The sequence below is a fragment of the Aliirhizobium sp. YIM B11859 genome (assembly GCF_057163345.1).
In genome coordinates this window covers 143012-169711 of sequence record NZ_JBXHAY010000004.1, presented here as the reverse complement: position 1 = coordinate 169711, position 26700 = coordinate 143012, and the positions used below count along the sequence as shown (strand labels likewise).

Sequence of the window (26700 nt, the reverse complement as noted above, 5' to 3'; positions counted from 1 at the left end):
CCGCCGATCTGTCTGCTGGCTGACGGAATTCCGCCCGTGACTGTCCTATCCGTAGCCCGAACGCCCGCAATGGGCAGGTACGAATGATGGTTGCGGTTCATGGCTCACATTTCAATCATAGGCTGGCTCGGCCTATTCCTCACGCTGGCAAGCGAAATCGCTGCATTGCTGATGATCCGCGATCTGAAGCGGATGCTCCTGGCCTCTTGTCTGGCCGAACTCGGCTACGTGCTGATGGGGATCGGTGCCGGATCGCTGATCGGCGATACGGGCGCTGTCATGCATCTCGGTTATCAGGTCGTCATGCGCCTTCTGGTGATCACCGCCGCGGCACAGCTGATCCGGCGCACCGGCTCTTCTAAGCTCGATGATCTTATCGGCAGCTCGGAACGTTATCCGTTCGCGTCGCTGATGTTCGGCTTCGGCATGTTTTCGGTCATGGGGGTGTCGCCGTTCAAGGGCGCGTTTTCGAAATTCATCATCCTTTATGCCGATATCGAAAACGGTGCCTGGCTGCTGGCGCTCGGCGGCACCATCGCCAGCATGATCAGCGCGGTCTATTTCATCCGTGCCGTCCAGGCGATCTGTCTTCAGCGCCAGAGCCACGGCATCCTGCAGGACAGGCCCGTCTCCTTTTTTGCGCTGACCGCCGCCGACATTCCGATGGCCGTTCTGGCGCTGGTCACGATCGGCCTCAGCCTTTTCCCCGAACCGTTCCTGCACACGGCTGCCCATGTCGTCGGCATGGTAAACCTCGCCGATCTGCCGGAATTCGAAACCGGCTGGAGCGCGCAGGTCCTCGTTCCCTATCTCGGCGGCTTCCTGCTGTTCGTGCTCGGGCGTTTCTCGAAAAGGCTGCGCAGCATCGGTGCGGTCGCCATCGCCGCCGCCACCTTCGCGCTGGTCGCCACCACGCTCAGGGCCGGCGATGTCGGCGATTATTTCGTCCTGATCTTCTCCGGTATCGGGCTTGCCGTCACCGTCTATTCGATCCGCTACATGGCGCATTCCCATGCGATGAACCGCTATTATTTCTTCCTCTTCGTGATGATCGGTTCGCTGATCGGTGTGGCGACGGCCGATCATCTCGGCAATTTCTACTTGTTCTGGGAGCTGATGACCTGGAGTTCCTATCTCCTCGTCATCCACGAGCAGACCGACAAGGCGCTGAAGGCCGGCAAGACCTATTTCCTGATCTGCGCCTCCGGTGCCTATGTCATGCATCTCGGCATCCTGATGCTGCATGCGCAGCTCGGCACGTTCGAACTGGCAGAGATTGCCGACCGCGTCTCGCAGCTGACGCCGGTCATGGGCGGGCTCATCGCCATCTGCTTCCTTATCGGCCTCGGCGCCAAGGCCGGCCTCTTTCCGCTGCACAGCTGGTTGCCGGAAGCCCATCCAGTGGCGCCCTCGTCGATCTCGGGGCCAATGTCGGGCATTCTGACCAAGGCCGGCATTCTCGGCATCGTCAAGATCCTGTTCGTCGCCTTCGGCGGCGCGGCCTTCCTGCATCGCCAAGTCTTCGCCGGCATGACGGCGCCGGGAATGGTGCTGATCACGCTCGGCGCGATCACCTTTCTGATCGGCGAGATCCAGGCCTACCGCCAGGTGGATCTGAAGCGCATGCTCGCCTATTCGACGCTTGCCCAGATCGGCGAGATCACCATGGTGATCGGTGTTGGCACCTATCTGGCGCTTGCCGGTGCGCTCACCCATATCGCCAACCATGCGATCATGAAGACGCTGCTGTTCTTCTGCGCCGGTGCCCTGATCATGCGCGCCGCCGGCCATGCCCAGACCCTCTCGGCGTTGAAGGGTATCGGCCGGAAAATGCCGTTCACCGCATTCTGCATGGGCATCGGCCTGCTCTCGATCATGAGCGTGCCGCCCTTCAGCGGCTTCGTCAGCAAGTTCATGATGATCTATGCCAGCGTCGAGGCCGGGCTTTATCCCGTCGCCATCGTCATGCTGATCGGCGGCGTGATCGGCGCCATGTATTACGCCCGCATTCTCAAGGTGGTGTTCTTCGAACCCTATAGCGGGCCGGAAATTTCGGAAGCGCCATGGCCGATGCGCTGCGTGGTCGGTGTGCTGGCCGGGCTGACGCTGTTCAATGGGTTTTATCCCGATGCGCTGCTGCATCTGGTCATGCCGGTGGTCGACCGGTTGGCCGCGGAAGGCCATCTGACCGCCGGGGCGCTGCCGCCGTTGACCATGCAGTGGTCTTCTGCCGCTGCCATCGCCGCCATTGGTGCGGTCCTGGTCTATGTCCTTGGCCGCGGGCATGCCGTTCGCGCCGGTGTCCTGTCGGTCGTGGTCATGATCGCAGCCTTCGCCGCCGTCCTCTGGCAGGCCAGCCGCTACGATGCCCTGTCCTTCTGGTATGCGGTTGCGATCGTCGCGATGGGTGCGATCAACCTCTGTTATTCGATCGGTTACATGGCGCACGGCCGTGCCCAGAACCGCTTCTTCTTCTATTTCATCGCCATGATCGCCGGCCTGCTCGGCGTCACCGCCAGCGGCAACCTGTTTTCCTTCTTCGCCTTCTGGGAACTGATGAGCAGCTGGACCCTGTTCCTCGTCATCAGCCATGACGAGACCGAGGAAGCGCTGCGCGAGGGCACGAAATATTTCGTCTTCAACTTTGCCGGCGCCAGCATCCTCTTTCTCGGCGTCACCATGTTGGCGACTGTCGCCGGCACGTTCCAGATCGCCGATCTCGCCGCAGCCGTCAGCACCGTACCGCCCATCGATCTGATGATCCCGACGGGCATGATCCTGATCGGCTTCCTGATGAAGGCCGCCCAGCTACCGTTCAGGATCGACTACCAGATGCACACCGTTCCCGCCCCGACCCCGGTCAGCGGTTACATCTCGGCGGTGCTTCTGAAGGTCGGCCCCTATGGCGTGCTGAAATTTTTCGTCGCCCTTGGCGCCGGTGCTGCCTTTATCCGTATGGCGCAGACATCGGTCTGGATGCCGACTCTGACGCAGGTGACGCAGGTGATTGCCGCAATCACCGTGCTTTATGCCGGTGCCATGGCGGTCGTCCAGAGCGGCATCAAGCGGCTGTTGATCTACAGCACGGTCAGCCAGCTCGGTTATATCCTGCTGGCGCTATCGCTCGGATCGCCGCTCGGCATCGCGGCCGGCCTGATGCATGCCGTCAACCACATGCTGTTGAAGAACGCGCTATTCCTCGTTGCCGGTTGCATTCTCGCCCAGGCGCATGTGACCAGCCTCGATGAGCTCGGCGGGCTTGGCCGCAAGATGCCGGTGACCTTCGGTGTCTTCCTGTTTGCCGGCCTGTCGCTTGCCGGCATTCCGCCGCTCAACGGTTTCGGCTCGAAGCTTCTGATCTACGAGGCGGCATTTGGGGGCGGGCATTACATTCTGGCCTTGTCCGCCCTCATGTCGAGCCTGTTCACCCTCGCTGCCATCCTGAAATTCGCCCATACCGCCTTCATGGGGCAGCTGTCGGAAAGATCCGCCAAAATGCACGAAGCGCCGGCTGTCATGCTGGTGCCGATGCTGCTGCTGGTCGCCGCAAGTGTTGTGGTCGGGTTGTTTCCGGGCATGCTTCTGGTGCCGATCGCCAATCTTCAGGCAGCGCTGGGTCTACAGCCGATCGAGGCAAGCTGGCTGGGCGGCCTGCCCGGCGTGTCGTCTTACAACCCGCTGGTAATGACCATCGCACTTACTGCCACCGCTGGCATCGGCTGGCTCTATTACAGGCTCTCCGGCAGCCGGCAGGTGACGAGCTACGTCCATACGGGTGGCGGCGTGATGATCCCGAATGCCCGCATGCACATGCCGGCGTCTGCATTGTACGAAACGCCCGAACGTCTGATCCGCCTCGCCCTGCGCGACAAGCCGGCGACCGAAAATCCGAAAACTGAAAGCCCCGTTATCGAAAGCCACGCCCATGACCATTGAAACGATCCGGACCCTCTTGACCGTGATGGTCTTCCCGGGCGGCCTGTTTGCCATGGCGCTGGGGCTTGGGCTGAAGGGCATCGAACGGCGGGCGATCGCCCGCCTGCAGCGCCGCATCGGGCCGCCGCTCATCCAGCCGTTTTACGACCTGATCAAGCTGATGCGCAAACGCACCCTCATCCCCGATACCGCCAATGCATTGGTATTCTTGACCGTGCCGGTGGCCGGGCTCGCCAGCATGGCGGTCGCGGCCGGCATGATCCCGATCCCCGGTTTCTACGATCCGAGCCCCCTATTGGGCAATCTCGTCGTGCTGTTCTACTTGATCTCGATCCCCGCCGTGGCGCTGATGCTTGCCGGCTCCGCCTCCGGCTCGCCCTATGGCGCGATCGGCTTTTCCCGCGAGATGGCGATCGTGCTCGCCTATGAAGGGCCGATCCTCTTGTCGCTGGTGGCGGTGGCTTTGCATGCCGGCGCTGTCACCGGCCAGCCGATCCTGCTCAACCTGACGGAGATCGTCCGCTACCAGCAGGAACACGGTGCCTTCCTGTTCGATCCGTGGATGTGGCCGGCTGTCCTCACTTATCTCTGCTTCATCCCGGCCAATCTCGGTATTGCTCCCTTCGATATTCCGGAGGCGGAATCGGAAGTGTTGGAAGGGCCGCTGGTCGAATATTCCGGCCCGCCGCTCGGCCTTTTGAAGCTGATGTCCGTCACCAAGGCCGTGGTCGTCCTGGGGTTGGGCATCGCGCTGTTTTTCCCCAACGGTCCGGCAGACCTCGCCGGGCTTGTCGTCTTCATCGTCAAATGCCTGGTGCTGGTGCTTGCCGTCTCGGTGCTGAAGGCAGCCGTCGGCCGCATGCGGATCGACCAGGCCGTGCTCTTTTATCTCAAATGGCCTGAACTGCTCGGTTTTGCCGGGCTCGCTCTCGTCATCGCTCGTTTCTAGGAAATCGCCCCATGGACTTCTTTTCCAAGGCTGCCCGAAAGTCACCCTGGCTCTACCGGATCAATGCAGGCTCCTGCAACGGATGCGATGTCGAGCTAGCCACCACGGCCTGCATTCCGCGCTACGACGTGGAACGCCTCGGCTGCCAATATTGCGGCAGCCCCAAACATGCCGACATCGTGCTGATCACCGGACCGCTGACGGCCCGCGTCAAGGACAAGGTGCTGCGCGTTTATGACGAAATTCCCGATCCGAAGGTGACTGTTGCCGTTGGCATCTGTCCGATCTCCGGCGGCGTTTTCCGCGAGAGCTACGCCATCGAAGGCCCGATCGACCGCTACCTGCCGGTGGATGTCAACGTGCCGGGCTGTCCGCCCCGCCCGCAGGCGATCATCGAAGGCATCGCCAAGGCGATCGAGATCTGGGCGAAGCGGGCATAGGAGGCGACAATGGCATTCTTGAAGATCCTCTTCGACAATCTGCGCAAGGGACCGGCGACCGAGGCGTTTCCATTCGGCGAGGCGGTCACGCCCGATGCCTATCGCGGCAAGGTGACGTTCGACGAAAAGAGCTGTGTCGGCTGCAACATGTGCGAACATGTCTGTGCCGGCGGCGCGATCCGTTTTTCCGAACAGGAAGACGGGCTGCACTTTCTTATCTGGCACAACACCTGCATTTCCTGCGGTCTGTGCGCCCATTACTGTCCGACCAACGCGATCAAGCTCAGCAATGACTGGCACCTGTCGCACCTGCAGGAAGAAAAATACGAGCAGGTCGATCACGCGGTCGTCCCCTACCGGCATTGCACCGCCTGCGGCGACAGGCTGCAGCCAGCCGGCCAGATGCTGCATCAGCTTGCCTACAAGGGCACCAATCCGCGGTCCGAACGACTGATGAACATGTGCCCCGACTGCCGGCGCAAGGCCAGCTATATTGGAGAAGCAGTATGAGCGAAGTCCCAGATATCAACGAACTGGTTACATCGGTTGCCCGGACGATTCCCGGCGATTTCTCGCTCGTCGAGGAACAAGCCGGCCGGGTGACGGCCTGGATCACGCTGTCGCAAAGCGACGATCTGTTCGCGGCTGCCCGGTCGCTGAAGGCGATCGGCGCAAGGCTCAGCATGATCACCGCCATGGCCGATCAGCCGGCGGGCATCAACACCATTGCCTACCACTTCGACATTAAGGGAAGCACGGTGACGCTCAAGGTCGGCGTCGAACCCGGCGGCAGCGTTGCCACCATCGTTCCCCTGTTTCGCAATGCCGACTGGCACGAGCGCGAGTTCATGGAACTTTACGACCTGCATGTCAGCGGCCGCGCCGACAGCAAGCGGCTATTCCTCGACGAAACCGTCGACCGCCGGGTGATGCAGCGGCTGATCCCGCTTTCCGTCCTGTCCAATGCCGCAAGCACGACCATGCTGTTCGAGAAACTGATCGTCGATCGGGAGAAATCGAAATGAAATCCTTTGATATGCCTGTCGGCCCGCTTCACGTCTCTCTCGAAGAGCCGATGTATTTCCGCATCGACGTCGAGGGAGAGGAAGTCGCGGGCATCGAGATCACCGCCGGCCATGTCCATCGCGGCATCGAATACCTCACCGCCAAGCGCAACATCTACCAGAACCTGGCGCTGATCGAGCGGGTTTGCTCGCTCTGCTCCAACAGCCATCCGCAGGCCTATTGCATGGGCCTCGAAAAGATCGCCGGCATCACGGTGCCCGAACGTGCCCAGTATCTGCGGGTGATCGCCGACGAGATCAAGCGGGCCGCCTCCAACATGTTCAACGTCGCGATCCTTGCCCATATCGTCGGGTTCGAATCGCTGTTCATGCATGTCATGGAAGCCCGCGAAATCATGCAGGACACCAAGGAAACCGTGTTCGGCAACCGCATGGATCTGGCCGCCAATGTCATCGGCGGCGTCAAATACGATATCGACGAGGATCGCATCGCCTATGTTATCGCCCAGCTCAACCGGCTGGAACCGATCCTCGTCAAGGAAATCATTCCGCTTTACGAGACCAATTCGTCGATCCTGTCGCGAACCCGCGGTATCGGCGTAATCAGCCGTGACCAATGTCTCGATTACGGGCTGATGGGACCGGTGGCACGTGGATCGGGTTATGCCTATGACGTGCGCACTGCCGCGCCTTACGCGGTCTATGACCGGCTCGACGTTCAGGTCATCACCTATACCGACGGCGATGTCTGGTCGCGGGCCATGGTGCGGTTATATGAGGTGGTCGAGGCGATCCGCCTGATGCGCCTGTGCCTGCGCGAGCTTCCCGCCGGTCCGCTGACGGCCGGCCCGCTGCCGTTCATTCCGGCCGGCGAAGCGATCACCAAGGTCGAGGCTCCGCGCGGCGAGCTGATCTATTACCTGAAGACGGATGGCACCGATATTCCCGCCCGAGTGAAGTGGCGCGTACCCACCTACATGAACTGGGATGCGCTGGAGGTGATGATGGTCGGGGGTCGCATTTCCGACATTCCGCTGATCGTCAACAGCATCGACCCCTGCATCTCCTGCACGGAGCGGTAAAGTCTCCGTTCCCCACTGGCTTGTGTTCCAACATGGCGTGCGCATCACAAATGCGCACGCCATGCGCGTTTTGACGCACAAACCCCTTCCCCGTCCGGTTTGTCTGCTGGCTGACAGAAGCTTTTCCCCGACAGGCGTAATCCGGTTTTCAGGAGAGAGGTTGGAGCGTTGCAGACATGCACGAGATCACGATTACCTGCGCCCTGATGAAGGTCGTGAGCGACGAGGCCAAGCGCCGTGGTGGTGGCAGGGTCACGGAGATCACGATGACGATTGGCGGGCTGCAGGGCATCGAGCCCAGGGTTCTGGAATCCTCGTTCAGCCTGCTTGCCGAAGACACGATCATGGCGGGTGCCCAACTCAAGATCAACCAATTGCCGGTGCGCGTCTTTTGCCGGCAATGCGACGACATCCTGGTCGCAGACGCGCGCTTTCGATGCGGGACCTGTCACGGCAGTGACGTGCGGATCCAGCCATCGGGAGGGATGACTGTCGATGAAATCGTCGTCTGCGCCTGTGACGCATAGCGGAAACGGGCGAGGCGGACCTGGAGAACGGAAGATGCAGCAAGCGCAAGTCAAGGAAAACGTCATCATCTATGCGGAGCCGGACCACTGTCTGGGCTGCCATTCGTGCGAGCTGGCCTGCGCGGTGGCGCATGGCGGCGAAGGCTACGATATCGTCAGCGCGGTCGCCAATCATCTGCCGCTGCATGCCCGCAACCAGGTGGTTTCAGTCGATGGCGCAACCATGCCGATGCAGTGTCGGCAATGCGAGGATGCGCCCTGCACGATGGTCTGTCCGACCGGTGCCTGCCATCAGGCCAAGGGCCAGATCCAGATCGTCGAGCAGCAATGTATCGGCTGCAAGCTCTGCGTCATGGTCTGTCCCTTCGGTGCCATCACGGTTCGCTCCGAGGAACGGCACAACGCCAGTGCGATCACCAATCGCGGCGTCGCCAAGAAATGTGACCTTTGCGTCGATTGGCGCTCGTCCACCGGGCAGTCCGACCCGGCCTGCGTCGGCGCCTGCCCGACCAAGGCGATCAAGATGGTCGACGTCAATGCCTATCGCGATGCGCTGAGGCTCGCCCGAGCCCGCGAGATCGCCCAATCCCATCGTTCCATGCGTATTTCGCTCTAATTGAGGAGGCTCTTTTATGGCCTGTCTAGACTGCTCCAGCTGCTCGTGTGATCCCGCCGCAACCGAAATGCTGGCGATTGCCGAAGCCCAAAGCATCGATACCGCCTGGAGCCGCTATGCTGCCCAGCAGCCGCAATGCGGTTTCGGCACCACCGGCCTGTGCTGCCGCATCTGTCTCAAGGGACCGTGCCGGATCGATCCGTTCGGCAAGGGTCCGCAATTCGGCGTCTGCGGCGCCGACCGTGACACGATCGTCGCCCGCCATCTCGTGCGCATGATGGCATCCGGCGCCGCCGCCCATTCCGAGCACGGCCGTCATATCGCGCTCGCCATGCTGCATTTGAGCAAGGGGCACCTGAAGGATTATTCGATCCGCGACGAACAGAAGCTGATGGTCGTTGCCAAGCGGCTGGGCGTCAAGACCGACGGGCGCGAGCTGATGTCGATCGTCCGCGAGCTCGCCGACATCACGCTCAACGACTTCCAGAACCAGGATTTCGACCAGCCCTGCAACTGGCTGACCGCCTCGCTTCCCGCACCTCGGCTGAAGAAGCTCTCCGAACTTGAACTGCTTCCGCACAATATCGATGCATCGGTCGCCCAGTCCATGTCGCGCACCCATCTCGGCTGCGATGCCGACCCGACCAACCTCATCCTCGGCGGCCTGCGCGTGGCGCTCGCCGACCTCGATGGCGAAATGCTGGCAACGGAACTGTCAGACACGTTGTTCGGCACCCCGTCGCCGATCAAGACCACGTCCAATATGGGCGTGCTGAAGAAGGACGCGGTCAACATCGCCGTCAACGGCCATAACCCGCTTCTGTCGGACATCATCTGCGACGTTGCCGCCGATCTCAATGCGGAAGCCATCGCCGCCGGCGCCAAGGATGGCATCAACGTCATCGGCATCTGCTGCACCGGCAACGAAATCATGGTGCGCCACGGCATTCCGCTTGCCACCAATTACCTGTCGCAGGAACTGCCGATCCTGACCGGCGCGCTGGATGCCATGGTTCTCGACGTGCAATGCATCATGCCGTCTTTGCCGCGTGTCGCCGAATGTTTCCACACGAAGATCATCACCACCGACAAGCAGAACAAGATCGCCGGCGCCACCCACATGGAATTCGACGATGCCAAGGCATCGGAAAATGCCGCATCGATCCTGCGTGTGGCGATCGACGCCTTCAAGCAGCGTGATCCGCGCCGCATCCATATCCCCAACTTCAAGCAGGAAGCCATCGTCGGCTTCAGCGTCGAAGCCATCACCGCGGCACTCTCCAACATCAATGCCGACGATCCGCTGCAGCCGCTGGTCGACAATATCGTCAACGGCAATATCCAGGGCGTCGTGCTGTTTGCCGGCTGCAACAACACCAAGACGCAGCAGGACAGTGCCTATCTCGACATCGCCCTGTCGCTTGCCGCCCGCAACGTGCTGGTGCTTGCCACCGGCTGTGCCGCCGGCGCCTATGCCAAGGCCGGTTTCATGACCCAGGATGCCACGCGGAAATATGCCGGCGAGGGCCTGAAAAGTGCACTGACCGCGATCGGCGAGGCCGCCGGCATGAACGGCCCGCTGCCGCTCGTCCTGCATATGGGCTCCTGCATCGATAACAGCCGCGGCGTCGCGCTTGGCACGGCACTTGCCAACCGGCTCGGCGTCGATCTCTCCGACCTGCCGCTCGTTGCCAGCGCCCCGGAAGCCATGACCGAAAAGGCCGTGGTGATCGGCAGCTGGGCCGTCACGATCGGTCTTCCGACCCATCTCGGCACCGTGCCGCCGATCGTCGGCTCCGATGTCGTGACCGGGCTCGTCACCGATACGGCCCGCGATCTGCTCGGCGGTTATTTCATCGTCGAGACAAATCCGGCGCTGGCCGCCGACAAGCTCTTCGAGGCGATCCAGGAACGCCGTACCGGCCTTGATCTGAAGACCTATATCGCCCCGGTCCAGCGTCCGGCTCTGGGATCACTGCGCATTCCGGCCCTTCCGGAGCGGGTGTGATGAAGATCGCCGTCACAGGCAAGGGCGGCGTCGGCAAATCCACGATCGTGGGTTTGCTCGCCCGCGCGCTTTCGGACGATGGCTGGAAGGTTCTCGCCATCGATGCCGATCCCGATGCCAATCTGGCATCGGCGATCGGTGTGCCTGCGGAAAAACTTGCCGATCTCAAGCCGATCTCGAAAATGGTCGACTTGGCCCGCGAGCGCACCGGAGCAACGGACGGTCCCGGCACACATTTCATTCTCAACCCGAAGGTCGACGACATTCCCGACGGCTTCAGCGTCGAGCATGAAGGGGTCAAGATGCTTCTGATGGGAACCGTCAATCATGCGGGAACCGGTTGCGTCTGTCCCGAACATGCGCTGGTGCGCACCCTTTTGCGTCACATCCTGACCCGCAGGAAGGAATGTGTGCTGATCGACATGGAAGCGGGCATCGAACATTTCGGCCGCGGTACCGTCGAAGCGGTCGATCTGCTGATCATCGTCGTCGAGCCCGGCGCCCGCAGCTTCCAGACGGCAGGCCAGATCGAACGGTTTGCCGCGGAACTGGGGATCAAAAACGTCTGTTACGTGGCCAACAAGGTTGGCTCCGATCAGGACCGTGCCTTCATCGCCGCCCGCGCGGGAGACTGCGATCTTCTGGCCACCATGTCCTTCGACGCATCGGTGCAGGCTGCCGATCAGGCCGGTCAGTCTTTCTACGATGCCGGTCCGCATGGCCGCGAACAGGCCAGGGATCTGACCCAAGCCCTGCTCAAACGCCTGTCCGCGAAGGGAGACCTGCAATGTGCCTAGCAACCGTCACCGTCACCCACGCATCGGCGCCGCCGGCGGAGATAGACGATGTCACCACAATCGGTTTCGAGGACGGATATGTGCTCGTTTCCACCCTGTTTGGCGAGGAGCACCGTTTCAGCGGCGTTTCGATCCGACAGATCGACACGCGCAAGGGCGTGACCATTTTTTTCGAGGAGGATCGTTCCCTATGACACCGGTAGACCAGGCAAAAATCCGGCTGCGTGCCTATGTGGCGCATTTCGCCGACCATGCGGAAGACCATCTGGCGGAGATCGCTGCGTTGAAACCGGCCGTCGCCGGCGATGCGTCGCTCATCCATGCGCTGGACCATGCCATAACCGACATGCAAACGGCCAGACGGTCGCTGCAGGCCGTTCTTTCCGAACTGGAAACGGTCCCGGTCGCCGATCACGATCATCATGCGCACTGACATTCATCAAGGTGCTCGATGCGCCAAGGGTTACGCTTCTGCTGCGAGGTTTCTTGCCGGATGCTGAATCCGGCTTTCGGGAGGCGATATGACAGCACGATTTAGCATAGCCCATGTTCTGACCGGCCCCGCCGGCGAAGGTTTCTTCAACGGCTTTCAGGGGCGGTCGCATGGCAAGGGGAGCATGGTCTGTTTCGGCGAGAATGACGAGAACGGCATTTTCGTCGTCATGAGTGGCAGGCTCAGGGTCTACATGGTCGGTGAAGACCGGGAGATCACCCTGTTCTACCTCGTCGCCGGAGACATTTTCTGTCGGCACTCCGGTTGTCTGATCGAGGCGGTCGAACAGAGCGAGCTGCGGGTCACCGACATGAAGACATTCGCAGCCAAGATGGAAAAGACGCCGGCTCTGTCGCATGGCCTCATCTCCATCCTCGGCCGGGCGATCATCTCCTGCATGAGAAACATCGAGGAATTGATGTTTCTCGATATCAAGCAACGGGTCGCCTGGTTCTTTCTGGACCATGCGACGGCGGAAAACGAAGAGGCCAATTACGGCGTCAAGCTTTCGATCGATTTCACGGTCGAAGAGATCGCAAACCTGATCGGATCGTCGCGGCAGGCGACCTCGACGGCGATGAACAGCCTGATCAAGGATGGTCATCTCGAGCGCCATGGCCGCACGGACTACACCATACCCGACAAGGATCGCCTGAAAGCGGCGGCCGCGACGGGGCGCCTTTCTGCACGATGATCCCACCGGGACGTCGCCGGGCGCAACTATGCGGACACGAATTTTGAGAAGAGAGACGAAGAACATGTACACGAAAATAGCAAAGACGACCGTGCTCGGGTTTGTTGCCCTCCTGGCCCCGACGCTTGCATTCGCCCATCCCGGCCTGCATCCGGGCGCAGGCCTGCTTGCGGGTATCGCCCACCCGCTGACCGGCCTTGACCATATTCTGGCAATGGTCGCCGTTGGCCTTCTGGCCTTCCAGATGGGCGGTCGCGCCCTGTGGCTGCTGCCGGCGACATTCGTGCTGGTCATGGCCGGCGGCGGCGCGCTTGGTGCAGCCGGCATCCAGATCCCGGCCGTCGAGATCGGCATTGCCCTGTCGGTGGTCGTTCTCGGCGCCGTCGTTGCCAGCAACGTCAAGATGCCGGTGGCGCTGGCCATGGGCATGGTCGGTTTCTTCGCCATCCTGCACGGCCACGCCCATGGCACCGAGATGGTGGCCGGCGTCAACGGCTTCGTTTATGCGGCCGGTTTCATGGCTGCGACCGCCCTGCTGCATGTCGGCGGCATCAGCCTCGGTTTCCTGGTGGCCCGCACCGGTCGTGCCATCGGCCCGATCGCCCTGCGTACCGCAGGCGGTGTGGCAGTTGTTGCCGGCGTCGGCATGCTGGGCGGCTGGCTCTGACAGACCTGCCGGCGCCCTGCCCGACAGGGCGCTGGTATTCGATAAACAAGGATTTACGACCATGTGTTCGATTTGCGGCTGCGGCGAAGCCAGTGTGGAAGGGCATCATTCCTCCCACGAGCATTCCCATCTTGACGATGCCGCCCATGCGGCATTGCATGCAGCCGGCATAGCACACAGCCATGACCACGCGCATGACCATACCCATGCCCACGACAAAGGGCATCACCATCATCCGCATCACTCCGAAAGTGACGTCCATTATGGCGCTGGCATTGCGGGCGTTTCGGTTCCGGGGCTGGATCAACACCAGATCATCCGGATGGAAAAGGCGGTGCTGTCGCATAACGACGGTCTGGCGCAGGAAAACCGTGCGGTGTTTTCCCGTGCGGGCATCCTCGCCCTCAACCTTCTGTCCAGCCCTGGTTCCGGCAAGACCACACTGCTTTGCGAAACGATCAGGGCTATGGCCGGCGGCATGCCCGCGGCGGTGATCGAAGGCGATCAGCAGACCAGTTTCGACGCCGATCGCATTCGCGCCACCGGCGCGCCGGCGATCCAGATCAACACCGGCAAGGGCTGTCATCTCGATGCGACCATGGTTGCCGATGCCTATCAACGGCTGGCACCGGCGGCAGGCACCGTTCTATTCATCGAGAATGTCGGAAACCTCGTCTGCCCGGCCGCCTTCGATCTCGGTGAGGCCGCCAAGGTGGTGGTTCTTTCCGTGACCGAGGGCGAGGACAAACCGCTCAAATATCCGGACATGTTTGCCGCCGCCGATCTGTTGATCATCAACAAGATCGACCTTGCCCCTTACGTCAATTTCGATATCGGCCGCTGCCTCGAGCTCGCCCGCCGGATCAATCCCGATCTCGCCGTCCTGCAACTGTCTGCAACGACCGGCGAAGGCCTTGAGTCCTGGCTGCAGTGGATCGCCGCAAGACGGCAGGTGATTGCGGCTTAGTCCGATCGGAAGGAAAGACCATGTGTCTCGCAATACCGGCTGAAGTGATCGAACTGATGCCCGGCTCCATGGGCCGGGTCAGGATCGATGGCATCGCAAAGGTCGTAAGCCTTGCTCTGGTGGATGGTGTCGGCGTCGGCGATTACGTACTCCTGCATGTCGGCTTTGCGCTGAGCCGCATCGATCCGGAGGAGGCCGCCGAGACGCTGGCGCTTTTAAGGGAAATGGGCGAACTGGCGGAACTTCAGCCGGAGGAACTGCCGGGATGAAATTTGCCTCCGAATTTCGCGATGGCGGCCTTGCCCGCCGGATCGCCTCGACCATCGCCGCCGAATGCCGGCCCGACCGCAATTACAGTTTCATGGAATTTTGCGGCGGCCACACCCATACGATCGCCCGTTACGGGCTGGAAGCGATGCTGCCCGCCTCGATCCGGCTGATCCACGGCCCCGGCTGTCCGGTCTGCGTGCTGCCGGTCGGGCGTATCGACAGCGCCATTGAGCTTGCCTGCGACCATGGGGTCATTCTCTGCACTTATGGCGACATGATGCGTGTTCCGGGTTCCCATCGCCTCAGTCTGTTGAAGGCAAAGGCCGAAGGCGGCGATATCCGCATGGTCTGGTCGACCCTCGATGCGCTGAATGTGGCGCGGGAAAATCCCGGCCGTCAGGTCGTGTTCCTCGCCATCGGTTTCGAGACCACCACCCCGCCGACGGCCATGGCGGTGAAGATGGCGAGAGCCGAAGGCCTTCGAAACTTCAGCATCTTCTGCAATCATGTGCTGACCCCATCGGCAATGCGGGCGGTGTTGCAGGGAGGTGGCCTGCCGCTGCAGGGCGTGATCGGGCCGGGCCATGTCTCGGCGGTGATCGGCATCGAAGCCTATCGCGAATTTTCGGATCGGGGCATGCCAGTCGTGGTCGCCGGTTTCGAGCCGCTCGATCTCCTGCAGGCAATCCTGATGCTGGTGCGACAGGTCAATGACGAGGCGCCTCGCGTCGAAAACGCCTATGTCCGTGCGCTGCCGGCCGTCGGAAACGAAAAGGCGCAGCGCGTGATTGCCGAGACGATGACGGTGCGCCGCAGTTTCGAATGGCGAGGCCTCGGAACGTTGCCGGACAGCGCCTTGCGGCTGGCTGACGATTATCTTGAATTCGACGCCGAACACCGTTTCGCCCTGCCCTATCGCGCCGTGCCGGATCCGAAATACTGCGCCTGCGCGGATGTCGTGCGTGGCATCAAACGCCCGGACGAGTGCCCGCTTTTCGGCCGCTCCTGCACGCCCGACAATCCGATCGGCTCCTGCATGGTGTCGAGCGAAGGAGGCTGTGCCGCCCACTGGCTTTATGGCCGCCACCAGATGGCGGAAAGCCGATCCGGGGAACGCCGAAAGGAAATCGCATGAACGCCCATGTCGGACGAAACCGCCACCTGTTTCCGCGCTCCATGGACATGGTGGGCGGACGGGTCGATCTCACCCATGGCGGTGGTGGCCGCGCCATGGCCCAGCTGATATCCGAACTCTTTGCTAGTGCCTTCGACAATCCCTACCTTGCCCAGGGCAACGACATGGCGGTGATGCCGCCGATCGATGGGCGGCTGGTCATGTCGACGGATGGGTGTGTCGTTTCACCGATCTTTTTTCCCGGCGGCGATATCGGTTCGCTGGCAGTCCATGGCACGGTCAACGACGTGTCGATGAGCGGCGCAACACCGCTTTATCTCTCCGCGAGCTTCATTCTCGAAGAGGGTTTTCCGCTGGCAGACCTGCAGCGCATCGTCAAAAGCATGGCGGATGCGGCGCGGCAGGCGGGCGTTTTCATCGTCACCGGCGATACCAAGGTGGTGGAACGTGGCAAGGCGGATGGCATTTTCATCTCCACCACCGGCGTCGGCTCGCTCCAGGCGGGCCTCGACATCGCCGGTGACCGGATCGAGCCGGGTGATGCGATCATCGTCTCCGGCACGATCGGCGATCATGGTATCGCGCTCCTGTCCAAGCGTGAAAATCTCGACTTCGAGACGACGATCGAAAGCGACAGCGCGCCGCTCAACGAGCTTATCCGGACGATGGTCGAAGCCGAGCCGGAGATCCATTGCCTGCGTGACCCGACCCGTGGCGGGCTTGCCGCAACGCTCAACGAGCTTGCCCACCAGTCCGGTCTTGGGATGATCATTTCCGAAGACGCCCTGCCGATCAGGCCGGCGGTTCGAGGTGCCTGCGAATTGCTGGGCATAGATCCGCTGGGCGTCGCCAACGAGGGAAAGCTGATAGCCTTCTGCCCGCCAGACAAGGCCGATGCGCTGGTCGCCTTCATGCGCAGCCAGCCATTCGCTCAGGATGCAGCCGTGATCGGCCATGCGCAGCCGGACCCTCGTCGCCTCGTCTGGCTGAAGACCTCCTTCGGCAGCCAACGTGTCGTAGAGTGGTTCAACGGTGAACAACTGCCAAGGATCTGCTGATCGGTGTATTGCATGGAGCTCATGTCAATTCCTTTCCAGCGCAACGGCGGCCTATGCCCGACGCATATGGTGGCAGGAGCATGATTTCGCTCGCACAAAGAGATCTTCAATGCCGTGATGTCAGCATCGATAAGATGCCAATCTCCTCGCCGGGCCGATGGCCTCACCGAAATCGAGAAGGCCATTTTCCGTGTCGAACATCGCTCCGCTGCCAGGCAGCCGATCGCGGGAAGCCATTTCCGCAACACCGATATCAAGTTTTGCATAGGCGCCGCCGGCAACGCCCTGGCGCGCCGCGTGAGGCGATCCGGGCGTTGGAAAAACCGCGCTGCTGGACTTCGATGTGCAGCAGCGCGGTTTGCTGTTCCTCTACGGGCAGGATCTGCCCTCGCCGCAAATGGCATTCCTATCTTTTACTGGGCGCCAGCATTTGCTGCCAGCTTTCCCTGCAGCCGGTGCGCAATAAAAGCGGCTGTGCAGCCCATGGCACCGACGGCCGAGAGTTCGACAAATGCATCTACTCCAGGCGCAAGATGCGATGCGAAGAAGGCAATCAGGCCGAGAAAATAGGCCGGGATATTGTTGAGAAGCGGCGCGGCACGCAGCGATACGACGACGACGGCAACGACGAATACGACCGCCCCGAAGGCAAGATAATCGATAAGCGGCAGCAGCGTGCCGACACCTATACCGGCCAGATTTCCAAGGGCAATACCGATCGCCATGCAGAGATAGCTGTAGATTGCCCCTTTGAGGGAGTGGCCTCCACTAAAGAAGGCGACCCAACCGATAAACATCGCCCAGACTGGCCAGCCAAGGCCCGCCGATGTAGCAGCAGCGATCGCGGCAACGGTAGCGGCGATCAATGTGAGGCCCATGAACTTCGAATTGAAGACAGTCATTGCACTTCTCCTGTTGGGAGGTTTCGAGAAATTACGGTCACGGTTTTGTCGTTGACGGCGATGATGGCTCTCGGTGCTCAGATCCCCAGAGCCATCCTATGAAAGGCCTGCCCCGAAGGCGCCTGCCAACCGGGCTTTATCTCCTGTCGCCAAACCTCACGGCCTTGCAGGTCTGAGCAGATCGGAAAGCCCCACCCGGTGGAGCATTTCGGCACGCAGGCGATCGAGGACCGCAAAACCGACATCGGCGCCATCCTGTGTCGGATCGTAATGAAGCCGGAAGGGGCGTTTGCCGAAGGGCATGCCGACCACGTCAGCGATCATGTCTGCGACCGGAGCCGGATCTGCATCGTCGGGGACGATTTCAGCGAATGCCTTCTGGACCTCCTCGCCAAACCCGCCATAGGGCCCTGCCTCATAGTCCGCCACGCGCGCTTCATCCGCCGGACGTCCGGAATGGGCGAAATGGTTGGTGCCCCTGGTAAACGCTCCGGGCACGACGATCGTCGTTTCTATCCCCCAACGGCTAAGCTCGCGAGCATATTGGACGGCAAGCGAATCCATGGCCGCCTTGGCGGCGAAGTAGGGCGCCAGATAAGGCGGGGTTCCACCTGCCGAACTGGAACTCGATATCCACACAAGCAAACCTTCACGCCGGGTACGCATGTGGGGCAGCGCCGCCCGATTGACGCGCTGCGTGCCAAGCACGTTGACGTCATACTGCTGGGCAAACTGTTCCGGGGTGAATGCCTCGGCCGGGCCGAACATCATATGCCCGGCATTGTGCACGACGACGTCGATCCGACCACTTTGGGAGATCAACTGCTCGATGGCCGCATTGGTGGAAGTTTCCGACTGCACATCCAATTCGAGCGCACGCAGATCGATGCTCTCATTCGCCGAGAGCGCCGCCATTTGTGCGGCGTTCTCCGCATTACGACCGGCAACGTCGCGCATGGATGCATAGACAGTGTGGCCTGCCCGGGCCAAAGCTTCGGCGGTCAGGCGGCCAAAGCCGCTGGACGAGCCAGTGACAAGAATGATCTTGCTGGACATGACAATTTTCCTTTCAACGGATGTGTCCATTCCGACGTGGCGATGGATCAGATAATGCCGCCGTTGGCGCGCAGAACCTGGCCGTTGATCCAGGCGCCATCCGGCCCTGCGAGGAAGGACACGACATTGGCGATGTCTTCCGGCGTGCCAAGGCGTTCCAGCGGGTTCATCTTCGACATCCGCTCGATCAGATCATCGGATTTGCCATTGAGGAACAGATCGGTTGCGGTCGGGCCCGGCGCGACAGCGTTGACGTTGATGTTCCGGCCACGCATTTCCTTGGCCATGATCGCCGTCAGGGTTTCAACTGCAGCCTTGGTTGCGGCATAGACGCCGTAGGTTTCAAGCTTCAGACCGACGACGGTGGTGGAAAAGTTGACGATCCGGCCACCCGAACGAAGACGGGTCGCTGCCTCGCGCAGGGTATTGAACGTACCTTTGAGGTTGATGTCGACCTGTCGGCCAAAATTCTGGTCGTCGGCGCTTGCCAGCGGTGCCAGCATCATGATCCCGGCATTGTTGACAAGGACATCGATGCCGCCATAAGCCGTCTCGGCGGAATCGAACATGCGTTTGACCGCAGCGGCATCCGAGACATCGGCTTGCGCCGTCACGGCCTTGCCGCCGGCAGCCATGATTTCATCGGCGACCGCCGTGGCGGCTTCAGTGCTGCCTGCATAGTTGATGACGACTGTGAACCCATCCCGCCCGAGGCGCTTGGCGATCGCTGCGCCGATCCCGCGGGATGCCCCGGTTACGATGGCAACTCTTTCTGATGTGGACATTTTCGTTCTCCATAATGTCGCGCGATGTTGCGCTTGATGACGAAATTGAAGATGCCACTTACAGATAAACGAATAATCAGCCATAATTCCGCATCAGAATCCGGAATTGGCGAACAGTGAATGGACAGACTTGAGGCAATGCGCGTCTTTGCGCGGGTGGTGGAACGTCGAAGCTTCACGCTTGCCGCCGAGGATACCGGGCTGCCGCGATCGACGGTTACGGACGCGGTCAAGCAACTTGAAGCGCGGCTGGGGGTCAAGTTGCTGAATAGAACGACCCGGCATGTCAGTCCGACATTGGACGGCGAGGCCTACCATCAGCGTTGCCTTTCCATTCTGGACGACATCGAGGACGCCGAAGGGGCGTTTGCGGGCGCCAAGCCCAAAGGACTACTGCGCGTAGACGTGCATGGCACATTGGCAAGACATTTCGTCCTCCCAGAGCTGCCATCGTTCCTGGAGACCTATCCCGACATCGAGTTCTATCTCACGGAAGGCGACCGGTTAGTGGACCTCGTGCGCGAGGGGGTTGATTGTGTGCTGCGCGTTGGTGTTCCTCAGGACAGCGACATGGTCGCCCGCCGCGTTGCCATGCTGGATGAAGTGACGGTATCTTCGCCCGGATACATTGAAAAATACGGTCAGCCCACCCGCCCCGACGATCTGCGACACCATGTGATGATCGGCTTCCGTACAACCGGCAGCAGCGGACCGCTGCCTTTGGAATTCCTCGTCAACGGTCGGCTTGTGACGATGACGATCCCGACTGCGATCACCGTCAACGCGGCGGAAACCTTCGTCTATTCCGCGCGTATGGGGCTCGGCATTATCCAGGTTCCGCGCTATCACGTCGAAAAGGATCTGGATGACGGCATTCTTGTCGAACTGCTCAAGGAATTTCCGCCGGAGCCGTCACCCGTCTCGGTGCTCTATCCGCGAAACCGGCAGCTTACGCCTCGTGTCCGCGTCTTTATCGAGTGGCTTCGGGAGATTTTCAGCGAACGTGGCTGACAGCGCTTCGTCGAACTCGATAACCGTTCGTTACACTGGAGCATATTGCAACAACAGGCATGTATCTGGGGAGAGCTTGCTCTCAGATTCTTGTCAGTTCGATCAAGGCTGGCATATAAGGCGAGATGACCTCTGATTCAAAGATTTTCGTCGGCCTGAGGCCGACCCGTGGAAAACCTGCGCCGAAGCGAAATCCCGACGGGCCGAAATGCCAATGGGACGGTTGTGAGAAAGCTGGAACCCATCGCGCTCCTGTCGGGCGAGATGGCGAAGGCCTGTACCTGCTGTTTTGCACCGAGCACACAAAAGAATACAACAAGGGCTACAACTTCGCCGCCGAACTGTCCGACCCCCTGATCGCTCGTTATCAGAGAGAAGCAGCGAATGGCAGCCGCCGAACCCTTGGTGCGAGCGTCAAGCAAGCGGCGGAAGCGCCGCTTCCCTCCACAGCTCGTTCCGGTTCGGCAAAGGCGGTCAACGCACGCAAGAATGCTGCTGAACGCCAATCGGCGAAGGCCGAGCTTCAGCAGCGCAAGCTCAAAGTGCTTGAAGCCAGGGCTTTCGAAACGTTGGGGCTACCACATGATGCGACGCCCGAGGACATCAAGCAACGCTACAAGCAGCGACTGAAGATGCATCACCCGGACGTCAACAATGGCGATCGCAATTCCGAAGACGAACTTCGGAAATCGATCGAAGCCTATAACATCCTCAAGCTGAACGGTTTCTGCTGATAGCCTCCCATCTGCTGACAGCCTTGAACAGACACAAATCGCGTCGCGTGCTTGTTTTTTAAACGGAAACGATAATGAGGCGCTATCTTCTGCGCCTCGTGGCGACGATATGATCGCGGTGATCCGGCTGACCTCGGCTGGAGGGTCAACTTTGGCTGATGAGAGTTCATCTCTCGTTGGGTCCAATATCAATCTTTCACCGTGGACCCCTCTCTCAAGGCGAGCATGTCCCAATGCCCGATCCTGCATCGTGAGCTGACGATCAGGTCGGTTCTTGCCGAACGCCAGTCTTCGATGACGGCTGCGCCGACCAGCCCGGTTTCGGTCGCAGCTTTTGCCATGCCATCGATAAACTGCCGCTGTAGCTCAGCATCCGCCGTTCCCAGCCTCCACGGACTGGGCACCATCGATACCTGGAAACCCGCTTTTGCTAGCAGGTCACGCAGGGTCGCGGCAGCCGTCGGTCCAAGGGCAGGTCCGAACCCCTTGTCACGACGTTGATGCGCATTGAAGGCGGAAACAATTTGCGCATCCGAAGCAAGCGGTACGTCCCAGTGGCAATGCCCGTCATAGTTCAATGCCGTGTAGAGGCCGATATTTCCTTTCACCAGCGTGTCTACCAGCCGCTGCAGGAAGTCCTCGGAAACGAGGTCGAAGAGTGCCGAAGCAGTGACGAGGCGCGCGCCAGCGAACAGGTCGTCGGCAAGGCTGCCGAGATCGCTCTCGACGCAGTCGATCAGCCCGGATGGGCCGTGACGCAGTGCCGCCTCCACCAGAAGCGCCGGATCGTTGTCCACCAGTCGCCAACGCCATTGCGCCGCTTCGGGCAAAAAAGCCCTGAAAGTCGAGCCCGTGCCGCAGCCAAGGTCGACGATACCGGCCCCGGCACCCACCTGCTGCAGGCAATCGATGACCTTCCGTTTCATTTCGGCGTCTCTTGCCGCATGATCGGCACTCTCCCGCAGATGGAGCCAGCGCGTTTCAAAACCGGTCATCGGACACGCTCCAGAAATTCTGAAAGAATACGGGCGCTTGTCGGCCATTCGGGCAGGTCATTTGCTGCAGCCAGCGATCCGGCAGCATAATCCCGTCGGACCAGCGGATTATCGACAAGCTTTTCCAATGCGACGGCAAAACCGTCGACATCACCGGGCTCGACCAGGATTCCGGCGGTTTCGGGCACCAGATCCGGCACTGCCCCGCTATGGCATCCGACGATGGGCAGCCCTTTTGTCATCGCCTCTGCAAAGACCATCCCGAAACCTTCGTAACGGCTGGCCAAGGCAAATATGTCGGCACGATCATATTCCGCCTCGACATCGTCCAGCGCGCCTGCAACCTCGATTCTTGCCTCCAGCCCGAGATCGGCGATCTGGTGGCGCAGCGCCTGCGCGCAGGCCTTGTCCATCTCGTCACTGCCAACGATGCGACAGTGCCAGGTGCGGTCCCGTATCCGGGCAAGTGCAGAGACCAGTGTCGCATGATCCTTGCGCGGCGTCAGCGAACCGACAGCAAGGATAGCCAAAGGGAGCCCGTCCGCACCGCCGCGCGCCGGCCTTCCTCGCTCGGTACCTGGGAGAGCAATACATATGGCCTCTCCGGCGACGTCGAATTCCGCTGCAAGCGTGCGAGCGGTCTGCGAGCTCGTCACGACGGTTCCGTGGACACAAGCGAGTGCCTCGATCTCGCTGACGCGAAGCTCTTCCGCCAGCTTTGGCGGTAATCCCGTTTCCAGCGCCAGCGGATGATGAACAAGTGCCACAAGCCTTAACCGTTTGGCTTCGCTCGCTGCTATATCCGGCATGGCGCCGAAGGCAAGCCCGTCGATCAGCACCAGACTGTCGTCGGCAAGTGCGGCAAGCTGGCTTGCCGTCGTTTCGAGTTCGCTCTTGCTCGGCCTGGGAAATCCGCCGGGCAGTTGCAAATGTTCGACCACCCAGCCCAGCGCGCGAAGCTCACCGATCATCCGCCGATCATAACCGTATCCGCCACTCCGCGTCTCGATATTGCCCGGGATGGCGAAGATCAGATGTCTGCCCTTGTTCGTCACGCTCAAATCGCCGCCTCGTACCACGCACGGGCCACATGGCTCTCATGCAAGGTGATCTTCAGCCGGCAGATGCGCGCCCCGCCCGGTCCAAGCTCACCCGCTTCGATCCGCCGGCGCAGGTCGTCGAACAGGTGTTTTGCGAGAACCTCGGTCGTTGTGACCTTGCCGCGAAAAACCTCCAACTCGTCGAGATTCTGATAATTGAGCGGTGCAACCGCCGCCTTCAGGACTTCCGTGGCAAGTCCAATATCGACGCCGAGCCCGTTATCGTCGAGGTCCTGCGTCATGAAGGCCGCATCGACCACGAATGTTGCTCCGTGCATCGCTTGTGCCGGACCGAAAACCTCCCGCGGCAGGCTATGAGCAATCATCATATGGTCGCGCACTTCGACAGCAAACATAGGGGCCTTGTCCTTTCCAGTTAGCGATAGCGGATGCGGTGGCAGAGCGTGCCCGGATCCGAGAGAATATCCATGTAGCGGGCAGGCAGATCGCCGAAAGACGTCTCTCCCGAAATGAGGGCGTCGAGGCGATCGTCCGCCAGCAGACGAAGTGCCGTCTCGAGGCGTCGCGACAATGGCCAGCGGGCACGGCGCGATGCCGGGACATGGCCAACCTGTGAACCGACGATCGATAGGCGCTGGCTGTGGAAACGCCCACCGAGCGGCACGGCCGACATCCCCTCCCCGAACCAGGACAATTCGACGATGCGAGCTTCGAACCCTGCAAGTGCGATGGCCGTTGCCAGTCCTTCGGATGTGGCGGAAGCGTGGATGACCACATCGCTGTCGCAGGCTGCGGTCTCCGCCTCGCCGACCAGCGCAAATCGGCAGCCAAGAAGCTCGGCAAGGTCGCGGCGATCAGGATTGACGTCCACGAGCATGACCCGCGTTCCCGGGATCTTGGCCGCCAGAAAGGCAGCCAACAGTCCGACGAGCCCGCCGCCGACCACCGCTACCTTGTCTCCGGCCAATATTCCTGCGTCCCAGATGCCGTTCAGTGCCGTTTCCATATTCGCGGCAAGCACGGCGCGCGCCGCCGGCACATTCTCAGGGACGGAGATCGCCATTTCTACAGGAACAGCGAACACATCCTGATGCGGATGAAGAGAAAAGACTGCTCCTCCCGCCGCCCTACCCGCTCCGGCTTTCACCGTGCCGACAATCGCGTATCCGTATTTGACGGGAAACGGGAAGTCTCCCTCCTGCAGCGGCGCCCGCATGCGCTCGTATTCGCTTTCCGGCACCAAGCCTTCGGCGACCAGCGCCTCGGTTCCGCGGCTGATGGCGCCGTACAGGCTTTCGATCAGAACCTCGCCCTCGCCGGGAGCAGCCATCGGCGTTTGCCTCAGCGCAAGGCGCCGGCGTCCGGTCAGCCACAATGCATGGGATGTCGTCATGAGCGACCGCCCGCCGGCACCCGGCCTGTTGCGACCAGTTCACGATGATCAGCCGGCCCCCCGGCCGAAGGACGCCGCCAGAGCCGCGCCGCATGTGGTACGAGAGGGCTGAGTATCCGCGGCATGCGACCCTCTTCGGGGATTGCAAACAGGCCGGAACGCGTCGTCCATCGCCCGAAACGTTCGGAAGCGGTCAACATCGCGAAGGGAATTGACAGGCAGAGCCCTGCCACCATCGGCAGCATCCAGACCAGCGCTGACGCGCCGGCACCGAACAGGACAAAGCAAGCCAGCAGGAAGCCGATCATCGTCTGCAGCCCCATGCTGCGAATTGCGGATATGAATGACACGCCCAGCCTGTCGCGGTTCTGTCCACTCCATGTCACGCAACGCCCGAAGGGCAGGCAAAGAAGGAATATCGAAACATAAACGGCAATGATCGGCGCCATCAGCATCGATGCAAGGATTTCGGCTACCGCAGAAAAACCAAAACGCCGAGCTCCGCCATAGCTTCGCACCGCGCCTTTCGTGAGACAAACATCCAGCATTCCGGCCAGTTTCGGTGCGATCGACATGAAAAAGATGATGGCAAAGAGAGAAAGACCGAGCTGTAGATAGGCCGGATCGAACCCCGCCGACCGTGCCCTCCAGGCCGCCGCAAATGTTGCCGCGATCCAGGCCGGTGGGGCGACATACATCAAGATCGCCTGCAAAATCTGAAACCGGCTGATCGGCTTCAGTCCCGGTTCGAACAGGAAACGCCAATACTGCATATTGCCCTGGCACCAGCGCAAGTCACGCCCGGCGAAATCCGGAAATGTCGGCGGGTTGGCCTCATAACTCTGCGTCTCGATCGGCAACACGCGGACTTCATAACCACCGCGACGCATATAGGCGGCTTCGAGCTGGTCATGGCTGAGCACCGATCCTCCAAGCGGTGGTCGCCCGGGCAAGACGGGCAGGATGCAATGCGCCCGGAACGCGGAGGTCCGGATCAGCGCATTATGTCCCCAATAAGGACCACAATCGGCATTCCACCACGCGGATCCCATTGTGAAGGCGCGCATGCCGTGCCGCATGCCGAACTGGAACATTCGGGCAAATCCGCTCGTTGCCGGCATGCCGACGACCAGTGACTGAAGAATGCCGATCTCGGGCCTTTCCTCCATCGCCGCAACCAGCCGCACGATCGCATCGCCGGACATCACGCTGTCGGAATCGAGCGGCAGGAAGAAGTCGTAATCCGCTCCGTATTGATCGAGAAAATCATGCACGTTTCCGGCCTTGTAGCCGGTATTCTCGGAACGTCGCCTATAGATCGGGCGACAGTCCGCAGGCAGGTCTAGTTCGGCAGCCAGAGTTGTGAAGGCGGCAAGCTCGGCTTTGGCGATTGCCTCATCGGAGGTGTCGCTCAACACGAAGAAGCGGAAATGCCGCTCAAGCCCGGTAGCTTGCAGGCTGCTCATCATCGCTTCCACACGTTTCAAGGTCGGCCGAGGGTCCTCATTTCGGAGAAAAACCGGCAGCGCCGTGCGCGAGGACAGGGTGCCCGGTCTGCCCAGCGGATAGAAGGGATAGATGCTGTTTGCAGGCCGTCCTGGCCCATGGAGAAGCAGTATGCCGATAACTGCATTCCAGAAGCCCAGAACCGTCCATGGCATGGCCAGTAGGAAACCCAGCAGCATGATGGCCTCGGATAAAGCGATGCCTTCAGGTGACAGGATGAGAAACAGGCCGGAACCGAGCACAACGATCGTCCCGACATTCAACCCCAGCACGATAGTGCGGCGCCAACCGACAGGTAGCCCCGAATAGCCCGCCGGAGCATCTTCCTTCCACCCGGAGGAAGACACATGACGACAGTCGCGGCCGCCCTTCGGCGCGGTCGGTGCAGGCTTGGCCTGGCTCGTATGCAGATCCATGGATGGCATTGCTTTCGGTGGGCTTCGGACACATGGAATTAGTCCCTGCCGAGGCTTCAGCAAGACTCTGGAGCGATCAATCCCGCAGCCAGTGTCCTCACTTATGGTTGATCTTCCATCAGTTGAAGCAAATCACGCGCCCGTTGATCGACAGAAAATGATGATGCTTACGCCACG

Annotated in this window: 28 protein-coding genes; 20 read left to right on the top strand and 8 right to left on the bottom strand. The window is 61.0% G+C overall.

The genetic code is table 11. From position 1 onward, the window contains the following. Positions 1-99: 99 nt before the first annotated feature. The 18 genes from AC2GXZ_RS17260 (at position 100) to hypE (ending at position 16664) form a co-directional block, all read left to right on the top strand. Positions 100-3936, top strand: coding sequence for a proton-conducting transporter transmembrane domain-containing protein (locus AC2GXZ_RS17260; RefSeq protein WP_483760419.1), 3837 nt, complete (start codon positions 100-102; stop codon positions 3934-3936). After that, entirely contained in the window at positions 3926-4885 is a 960-nt protein-coding gene (locus AC2GXZ_RS17255) for a respiratory chain complex I subunit 1 family protein (protein WP_483760418.1), read from the top strand. The genes AC2GXZ_RS17260 and AC2GXZ_RS17255 overlap by 11 nt, the downstream gene beginning before the upstream one ends. Before the next feature lie 11 nt (positions 4886-4896). Next, the gene (locus AC2GXZ_RS17250; RefSeq protein ID WP_112456143.1) at positions 4897-5325 is read left to right on the top strand and encodes an NADH-quinone oxidoreductase subunit B family protein; all 429 of its coding nucleotides are present in this window, start codon (positions 4897-4899) and stop codon (positions 5323-5325) included. A gap of 9 nt (positions 5326-5334) precedes the next feature. Then, positions 5335-5835, top strand: a complete 501-nt coding sequence (locus AC2GXZ_RS17245) for a 4Fe-4S binding protein (protein ID WP_483760417.1) — start codon at positions 5335-5337, stop codon at positions 5833-5835. Further along, the gene (locus AC2GXZ_RS17240) at positions 5832-6350 is read left to right on the top strand and encodes an NADH-quinone oxidoreductase subunit C (RefSeq protein ID WP_483760416.1); all 519 of its coding nucleotides are present in this window, start codon (positions 5832-5834) and stop codon (positions 6348-6350) included. Before AC2GXZ_RS17245 ends, AC2GXZ_RS17240 begins: the two co-directional genes overlap by 4 nt. Beyond that, positions 6347-7432 (top strand): hydrogenase large subunit, encoded by a 1086-nt coding sequence (locus AC2GXZ_RS17235; RefSeq protein WP_483760415.1) that lies wholly within the window; start codon positions 6347-6349, stop codon positions 7430-7432. Before AC2GXZ_RS17240 ends, AC2GXZ_RS17235 begins: the two co-directional genes overlap by 4 nt. A 176-nt stretch (positions 7433-7608) precedes the next feature. Beyond that, positions 7609-7959 carry a hydrogenase maturation nickel metallochaperone HypA/HybF gene (locus tag AC2GXZ_RS17230; RefSeq protein ID WP_483760414.1) on the top strand — a complete coding sequence of 117 codons (351 nt, stop codon included), beginning with the start codon at positions 7609-7611 and terminating at the stop codon, positions 7957-7959. A gap of 34 nt (positions 7960-7993) precedes the next feature. After that, positions 7994-8575 (top strand): 4Fe-4S dicluster domain-containing protein, encoded by a 582-nt coding sequence (locus tag AC2GXZ_RS17225; protein ID WP_483760413.1) that lies wholly within the window; start codon positions 7994-7996, stop codon positions 8573-8575. 16 nt (positions 8576-8591) lie between these two features. Continuing rightward, the gene (gene cooS, locus AC2GXZ_RS17220; protein WP_483760412.1) at positions 8592-10583 is read left to right on the top strand and encodes an anaerobic carbon-monoxide dehydrogenase catalytic subunit; all 1992 of its coding nucleotides are present in this window, start codon (positions 8592-8594) and stop codon (positions 10581-10583) included. Then, positions 10583-11380, top strand: a complete 798-nt coding sequence (locus tag AC2GXZ_RS17215) for an ATP-binding protein (protein ID WP_483760411.1) — start codon at positions 10583-10585, stop codon at positions 11378-11380. The genes cooS and AC2GXZ_RS17215 overlap by 1 nt, the downstream gene beginning before the upstream one ends. Next, positions 11371-11574 (top strand): CooT family nickel-binding protein, encoded by a 204-nt coding sequence (locus AC2GXZ_RS17210; protein ID WP_483760410.1) that lies wholly within the window; start codon positions 11371-11373, stop codon positions 11572-11574. The genes AC2GXZ_RS17215 and AC2GXZ_RS17210 overlap by 10 nt, the downstream gene beginning before the upstream one ends. Beyond that, positions 11571-11813 carry a hypothetical protein gene (locus tag AC2GXZ_RS17205; RefSeq protein ID WP_483760409.1) on the top strand — a complete coding sequence of 81 codons (243 nt, stop codon included), beginning with the start codon at positions 11571-11573 and terminating at the stop codon, positions 11811-11813. The genes AC2GXZ_RS17210 and AC2GXZ_RS17205 overlap by 4 nt, the downstream gene beginning before the upstream one ends. A gap of 88 nt (positions 11814-11901) precedes the next feature. Further along, positions 11902-12567 carry a Crp/Fnr family transcriptional regulator gene (locus tag AC2GXZ_RS17200; RefSeq protein ID WP_483760408.1) on the top strand — a complete coding sequence of 222 codons (666 nt, stop codon included), beginning with the start codon at positions 11902-11904 and terminating at the stop codon, positions 12565-12567. A 64-nt stretch (positions 12568-12631) separates the two neighbouring features. Continuing rightward, positions 12632-13234, top strand: coding sequence for a HupE/UreJ family protein (locus tag AC2GXZ_RS17195; protein ID WP_483760407.1), 603 nt, complete (start codon positions 12632-12634; stop codon positions 13232-13234). Positions 13235-13295: 61 nt separating this feature from the next. Further along, the gene (gene hypB, locus AC2GXZ_RS17190; protein ID WP_483760406.1) at positions 13296-14201 is read left to right on the top strand and encodes a hydrogenase nickel incorporation protein HypB; all 906 of its coding nucleotides are present in this window, start codon (positions 13296-13298) and stop codon (positions 14199-14201) included. Between the two features lie 20 nt (positions 14202-14221). Continuing rightward, the gene (locus AC2GXZ_RS17185) at positions 14222-14470 is read left to right on the top strand and encodes a HypC/HybG/HupF family hydrogenase formation chaperone (RefSeq protein ID WP_483760405.1); all 249 of its coding nucleotides are present in this window, start codon (positions 14222-14224) and stop codon (positions 14468-14470) included. Next, a complete protein-coding gene (gene hypD / locus AC2GXZ_RS17180; protein WP_483760404.1) occupies positions 14467-15606 on the top strand; it encodes a hydrogenase formation protein HypD in 1140 nt (379 codons plus the stop codon). The genes AC2GXZ_RS17185 and hypD overlap by 4 nt, the downstream gene beginning before the upstream one ends. Beyond that, positions 15603-16664, top strand: coding sequence for a hydrogenase expression/formation protein HypE (gene hypE / locus AC2GXZ_RS17175; protein ID WP_483760403.1), 1062 nt, complete (start codon positions 15603-15605; stop codon positions 16662-16664). Before hypD ends, hypE begins: the two co-directional genes overlap by 4 nt. 413 nt (positions 16665-17077) lie before the next feature. Here the strand turns inward: hypE and AC2GXZ_RS17170 are convergent, their stop codons facing one another. The 3 genes from AC2GXZ_RS17170 to AC2GXZ_RS17160 form a co-directional block, all read right to left on the bottom strand. Further along, positions 17078-17566, bottom strand: a complete 489-nt coding sequence (locus AC2GXZ_RS17170) for a DUF1097 domain-containing protein (RefSeq protein ID WP_483760402.1) — start codon at positions 17564-17566, stop codon at positions 17078-17080. Positions 17567-17722: 156 nt separating this feature from the next. After that, positions 17723-18622, bottom strand: coding sequence for an SDR family oxidoreductase (locus AC2GXZ_RS17165; protein ID WP_483760401.1), 900 nt, complete (start codon positions 18620-18622; stop codon positions 17723-17725). A 47-nt stretch (positions 18623-18669) separates the two neighbouring features. Continuing rightward, positions 18670-19407, bottom strand: a complete 738-nt coding sequence (locus tag AC2GXZ_RS17160; protein ID WP_483760400.1) for an SDR family oxidoreductase — start codon at positions 19405-19407, stop codon at positions 18670-18672. Between the two features lie 120 nt (positions 19408-19527). Between AC2GXZ_RS17160 and AC2GXZ_RS17155 the strand changes: the two genes are divergently transcribed. Then, entirely contained in the window at positions 19528-20418 is an 891-nt protein-coding gene (locus AC2GXZ_RS17155) for a LysR family transcriptional regulator (protein ID WP_483760399.1), read from the top strand. A gap of 125 nt (positions 20419-20543) precedes the next feature. Then, positions 20544-21152, top strand: a complete 609-nt coding sequence (locus tag AC2GXZ_RS17150; protein ID WP_483760398.1) for a J domain-containing protein — start codon at positions 20544-20546, stop codon at positions 21150-21152. A 188-nt stretch (positions 21153-21340) separates the two neighbouring features. On the opposite strand, the gene AC2GXZ_RS17145 is transcribed toward AC2GXZ_RS17150, so the two are convergent. From AC2GXZ_RS17145 to mdoH, 5 genes are read right to left on the bottom strand one after another with little or no spacing between them, the layout of a single operon-like run. Next, on the bottom strand, positions 21341-22147 hold the full coding sequence (locus AC2GXZ_RS17145; protein WP_483760397.1) for a methyltransferase type 11: 807 nt from the start codon (positions 22145-22147) through the stop codon (positions 21341-21343). Next, complete coding sequence (locus AC2GXZ_RS17140) at positions 22144-23202, bottom strand: glycosyltransferase (protein ID WP_483760852.1); 1059 nt, start codon at positions 23200-23202, stop codon at positions 22144-22146. Before AC2GXZ_RS17140 ends, AC2GXZ_RS17145 begins: the two co-directional genes overlap by 4 nt. Positions 23203-23204: 2 nt before the next feature. Further along, a complete protein-coding gene (locus AC2GXZ_RS17135) occupies positions 23205-23603 on the bottom strand; it encodes a 6-pyruvoyl trahydropterin synthase family protein (RefSeq protein ID WP_483760396.1) in 399 nt (132 codons plus the stop codon). Positions 23604-23623: 20 nt separating this feature from the next. Further along, a complete protein-coding gene (locus AC2GXZ_RS17130) occupies positions 23624-24601 on the bottom strand; it encodes a zinc-dependent alcohol dehydrogenase (protein ID WP_483760395.1) in 978 nt (325 codons plus the stop codon). Further along, positions 24598-26523: a glucans biosynthesis glucosyltransferase MdoH gene (gene mdoH / locus AC2GXZ_RS17125; protein WP_483760394.1), complete on the bottom strand. Its 1926-nt coding sequence runs from the start codon at positions 26521-26523 to the stop codon at positions 24598-24600. Before mdoH ends, AC2GXZ_RS17130 begins: the two co-directional genes overlap by 4 nt. Positions 26524-26700 lie beyond the last annotated feature (177 nt).

Coding starts and splice junctions, on each gene's coding strand:
- cooS (WP_483760412.1), top strand. CDS start 8,592: ATGGCCTGTCTAGACTGCTCCAGCTGCTCGTGTGATCCCGCCGCAACC.
- AC2GXZ_RS17260 (WP_483760419.1), top strand. CDS start 100: ATGGCTCACATTTCAATCATAGGCTGGCTCGGCCTATTCCTCACGCTG.
- AC2GXZ_RS17250 (WP_112456143.1), top strand. CDS start 4,897: ATGGACTTCTTTTCCAAGGCTGCCCGAAAGTCACCCTGGCTCTACCGG.
- hypE (WP_483760403.1), top strand. CDS start 15,603: ATGAACGCCCATGTCGGACGAAACCGCCACCTGTTTCCGCGCTCCATG.
- AC2GXZ_RS17235 (WP_483760415.1), top strand. CDS start 6,347: ATGAAATCCTTTGATATGCCTGTCGGCCCGCTTCACGTCTCTCTCGAA.
- AC2GXZ_RS17130 (WP_483760395.1), bottom strand. CDS start 24,601: ATGACGACATCCCATGCATTGTGGCTGACCGGACGCCGGCGCCTTGCG.
- AC2GXZ_RS17245 (WP_483760417.1), top strand. CDS start 5,335: ATGGCATTCTTGAAGATCCTCTTCGACAATCTGCGCAAGGGACCGGCG.
- AC2GXZ_RS17205 (WP_483760409.1), top strand. CDS start 11,571: ATGACACCGGTAGACCAGGCAAAAATCCGGCTGCGTGCCTATGTGGCG.
- AC2GXZ_RS17150 (WP_483760398.1), top strand. CDS start 20,544: ATGACCTCTGATTCAAAGATTTTCGTCGGCCTGAGGCCGACCCGTGGA.
- AC2GXZ_RS17225 (WP_483760413.1), top strand. CDS start 7,994: ATGCAGCAAGCGCAAGTCAAGGAAAACGTCATCATCTATGCGGAGCCG.
- AC2GXZ_RS17240 (WP_483760416.1), top strand. CDS start 5,832: ATGAGCGAAGTCCCAGATATCAACGAACTGGTTACATCGGTTGCCCGG.
- hypD (WP_483760404.1), top strand. CDS start 14,467: ATGAAATTTGCCTCCGAATTTCGCGATGGCGGCCTTGCCCGCCGGATC.
- AC2GXZ_RS17145 (WP_483760397.1), bottom strand. CDS start 22,147: ATGACCGGTTTTGAAACGCGCTGGCTCCATCTGCGGGAGAGTGCCGAT.
- AC2GXZ_RS17200 (WP_483760408.1), top strand. CDS start 11,902: ATGACAGCACGATTTAGCATAGCCCATGTTCTGACCGGCCCCGCCGGC.
- AC2GXZ_RS17210 (WP_483760410.1), top strand. CDS start 11,371: ATGTGCCTAGCAACCGTCACCGTCACCCACGCATCGGCGCCGCCGGCG.
- AC2GXZ_RS17135 (WP_483760396.1), bottom strand. CDS start 23,603: ATGTTTGCTGTCGAAGTGCGCGACCATATGATGATTGCTCATAGCCTG.
- AC2GXZ_RS17185 (WP_483760405.1), top strand. CDS start 14,222: ATGTGTCTCGCAATACCGGCTGAAGTGATCGAACTGATGCCCGGCTCC.
- hypB (WP_483760406.1), top strand. CDS start 13,296: ATGTGTTCGATTTGCGGCTGCGGCGAAGCCAGTGTGGAAGGGCATCAT.
- AC2GXZ_RS17155 (WP_483760399.1), top strand. CDS start 19,528: ATGGACAGACTTGAGGCAATGCGCGTCTTTGCGCGGGTGGTGGAACGT.
- mdoH (WP_483760394.1), bottom strand. CDS start 26,523: ATGGATCTGCATACGAGCCAGGCCAAGCCTGCACCGACCGCGCCGAAG.
- AC2GXZ_RS17215 (WP_483760411.1), top strand. CDS start 10,583: ATGAAGATCGCCGTCACAGGCAAGGGCGGCGTCGGCAAATCCACGATC.
- AC2GXZ_RS17230 (WP_483760414.1), top strand. CDS start 7,609: ATGCACGAGATCACGATTACCTGCGCCCTGATGAAGGTCGTGAGCGAC.
- AC2GXZ_RS17170 (WP_483760402.1), bottom strand. CDS start 17,566: ATGACTGTCTTCAATTCGAAGTTCATGGGCCTCACATTGATCGCCGCT.
- AC2GXZ_RS17165 (WP_483760401.1), bottom strand. CDS start 18,622: ATGTCCAGCAAGATCATTCTTGTCACTGGCTCGTCCAGCGGCTTTGGC.
- AC2GXZ_RS17255 (WP_483760418.1), top strand. CDS start 3,926: ATGACCATTGAAACGATCCGGACCCTCTTGACCGTGATGGTCTTCCCG.
- AC2GXZ_RS17160 (WP_483760400.1), bottom strand. CDS start 19,407: ATGTCCACATCAGAAAGAGTTGCCATCGTAACCGGGGCATCCCGCGGG.
- AC2GXZ_RS17195 (WP_483760407.1), top strand. CDS start 12,632: ATGTACACGAAAATAGCAAAGACGACCGTGCTCGGGTTTGTTGCCCTC.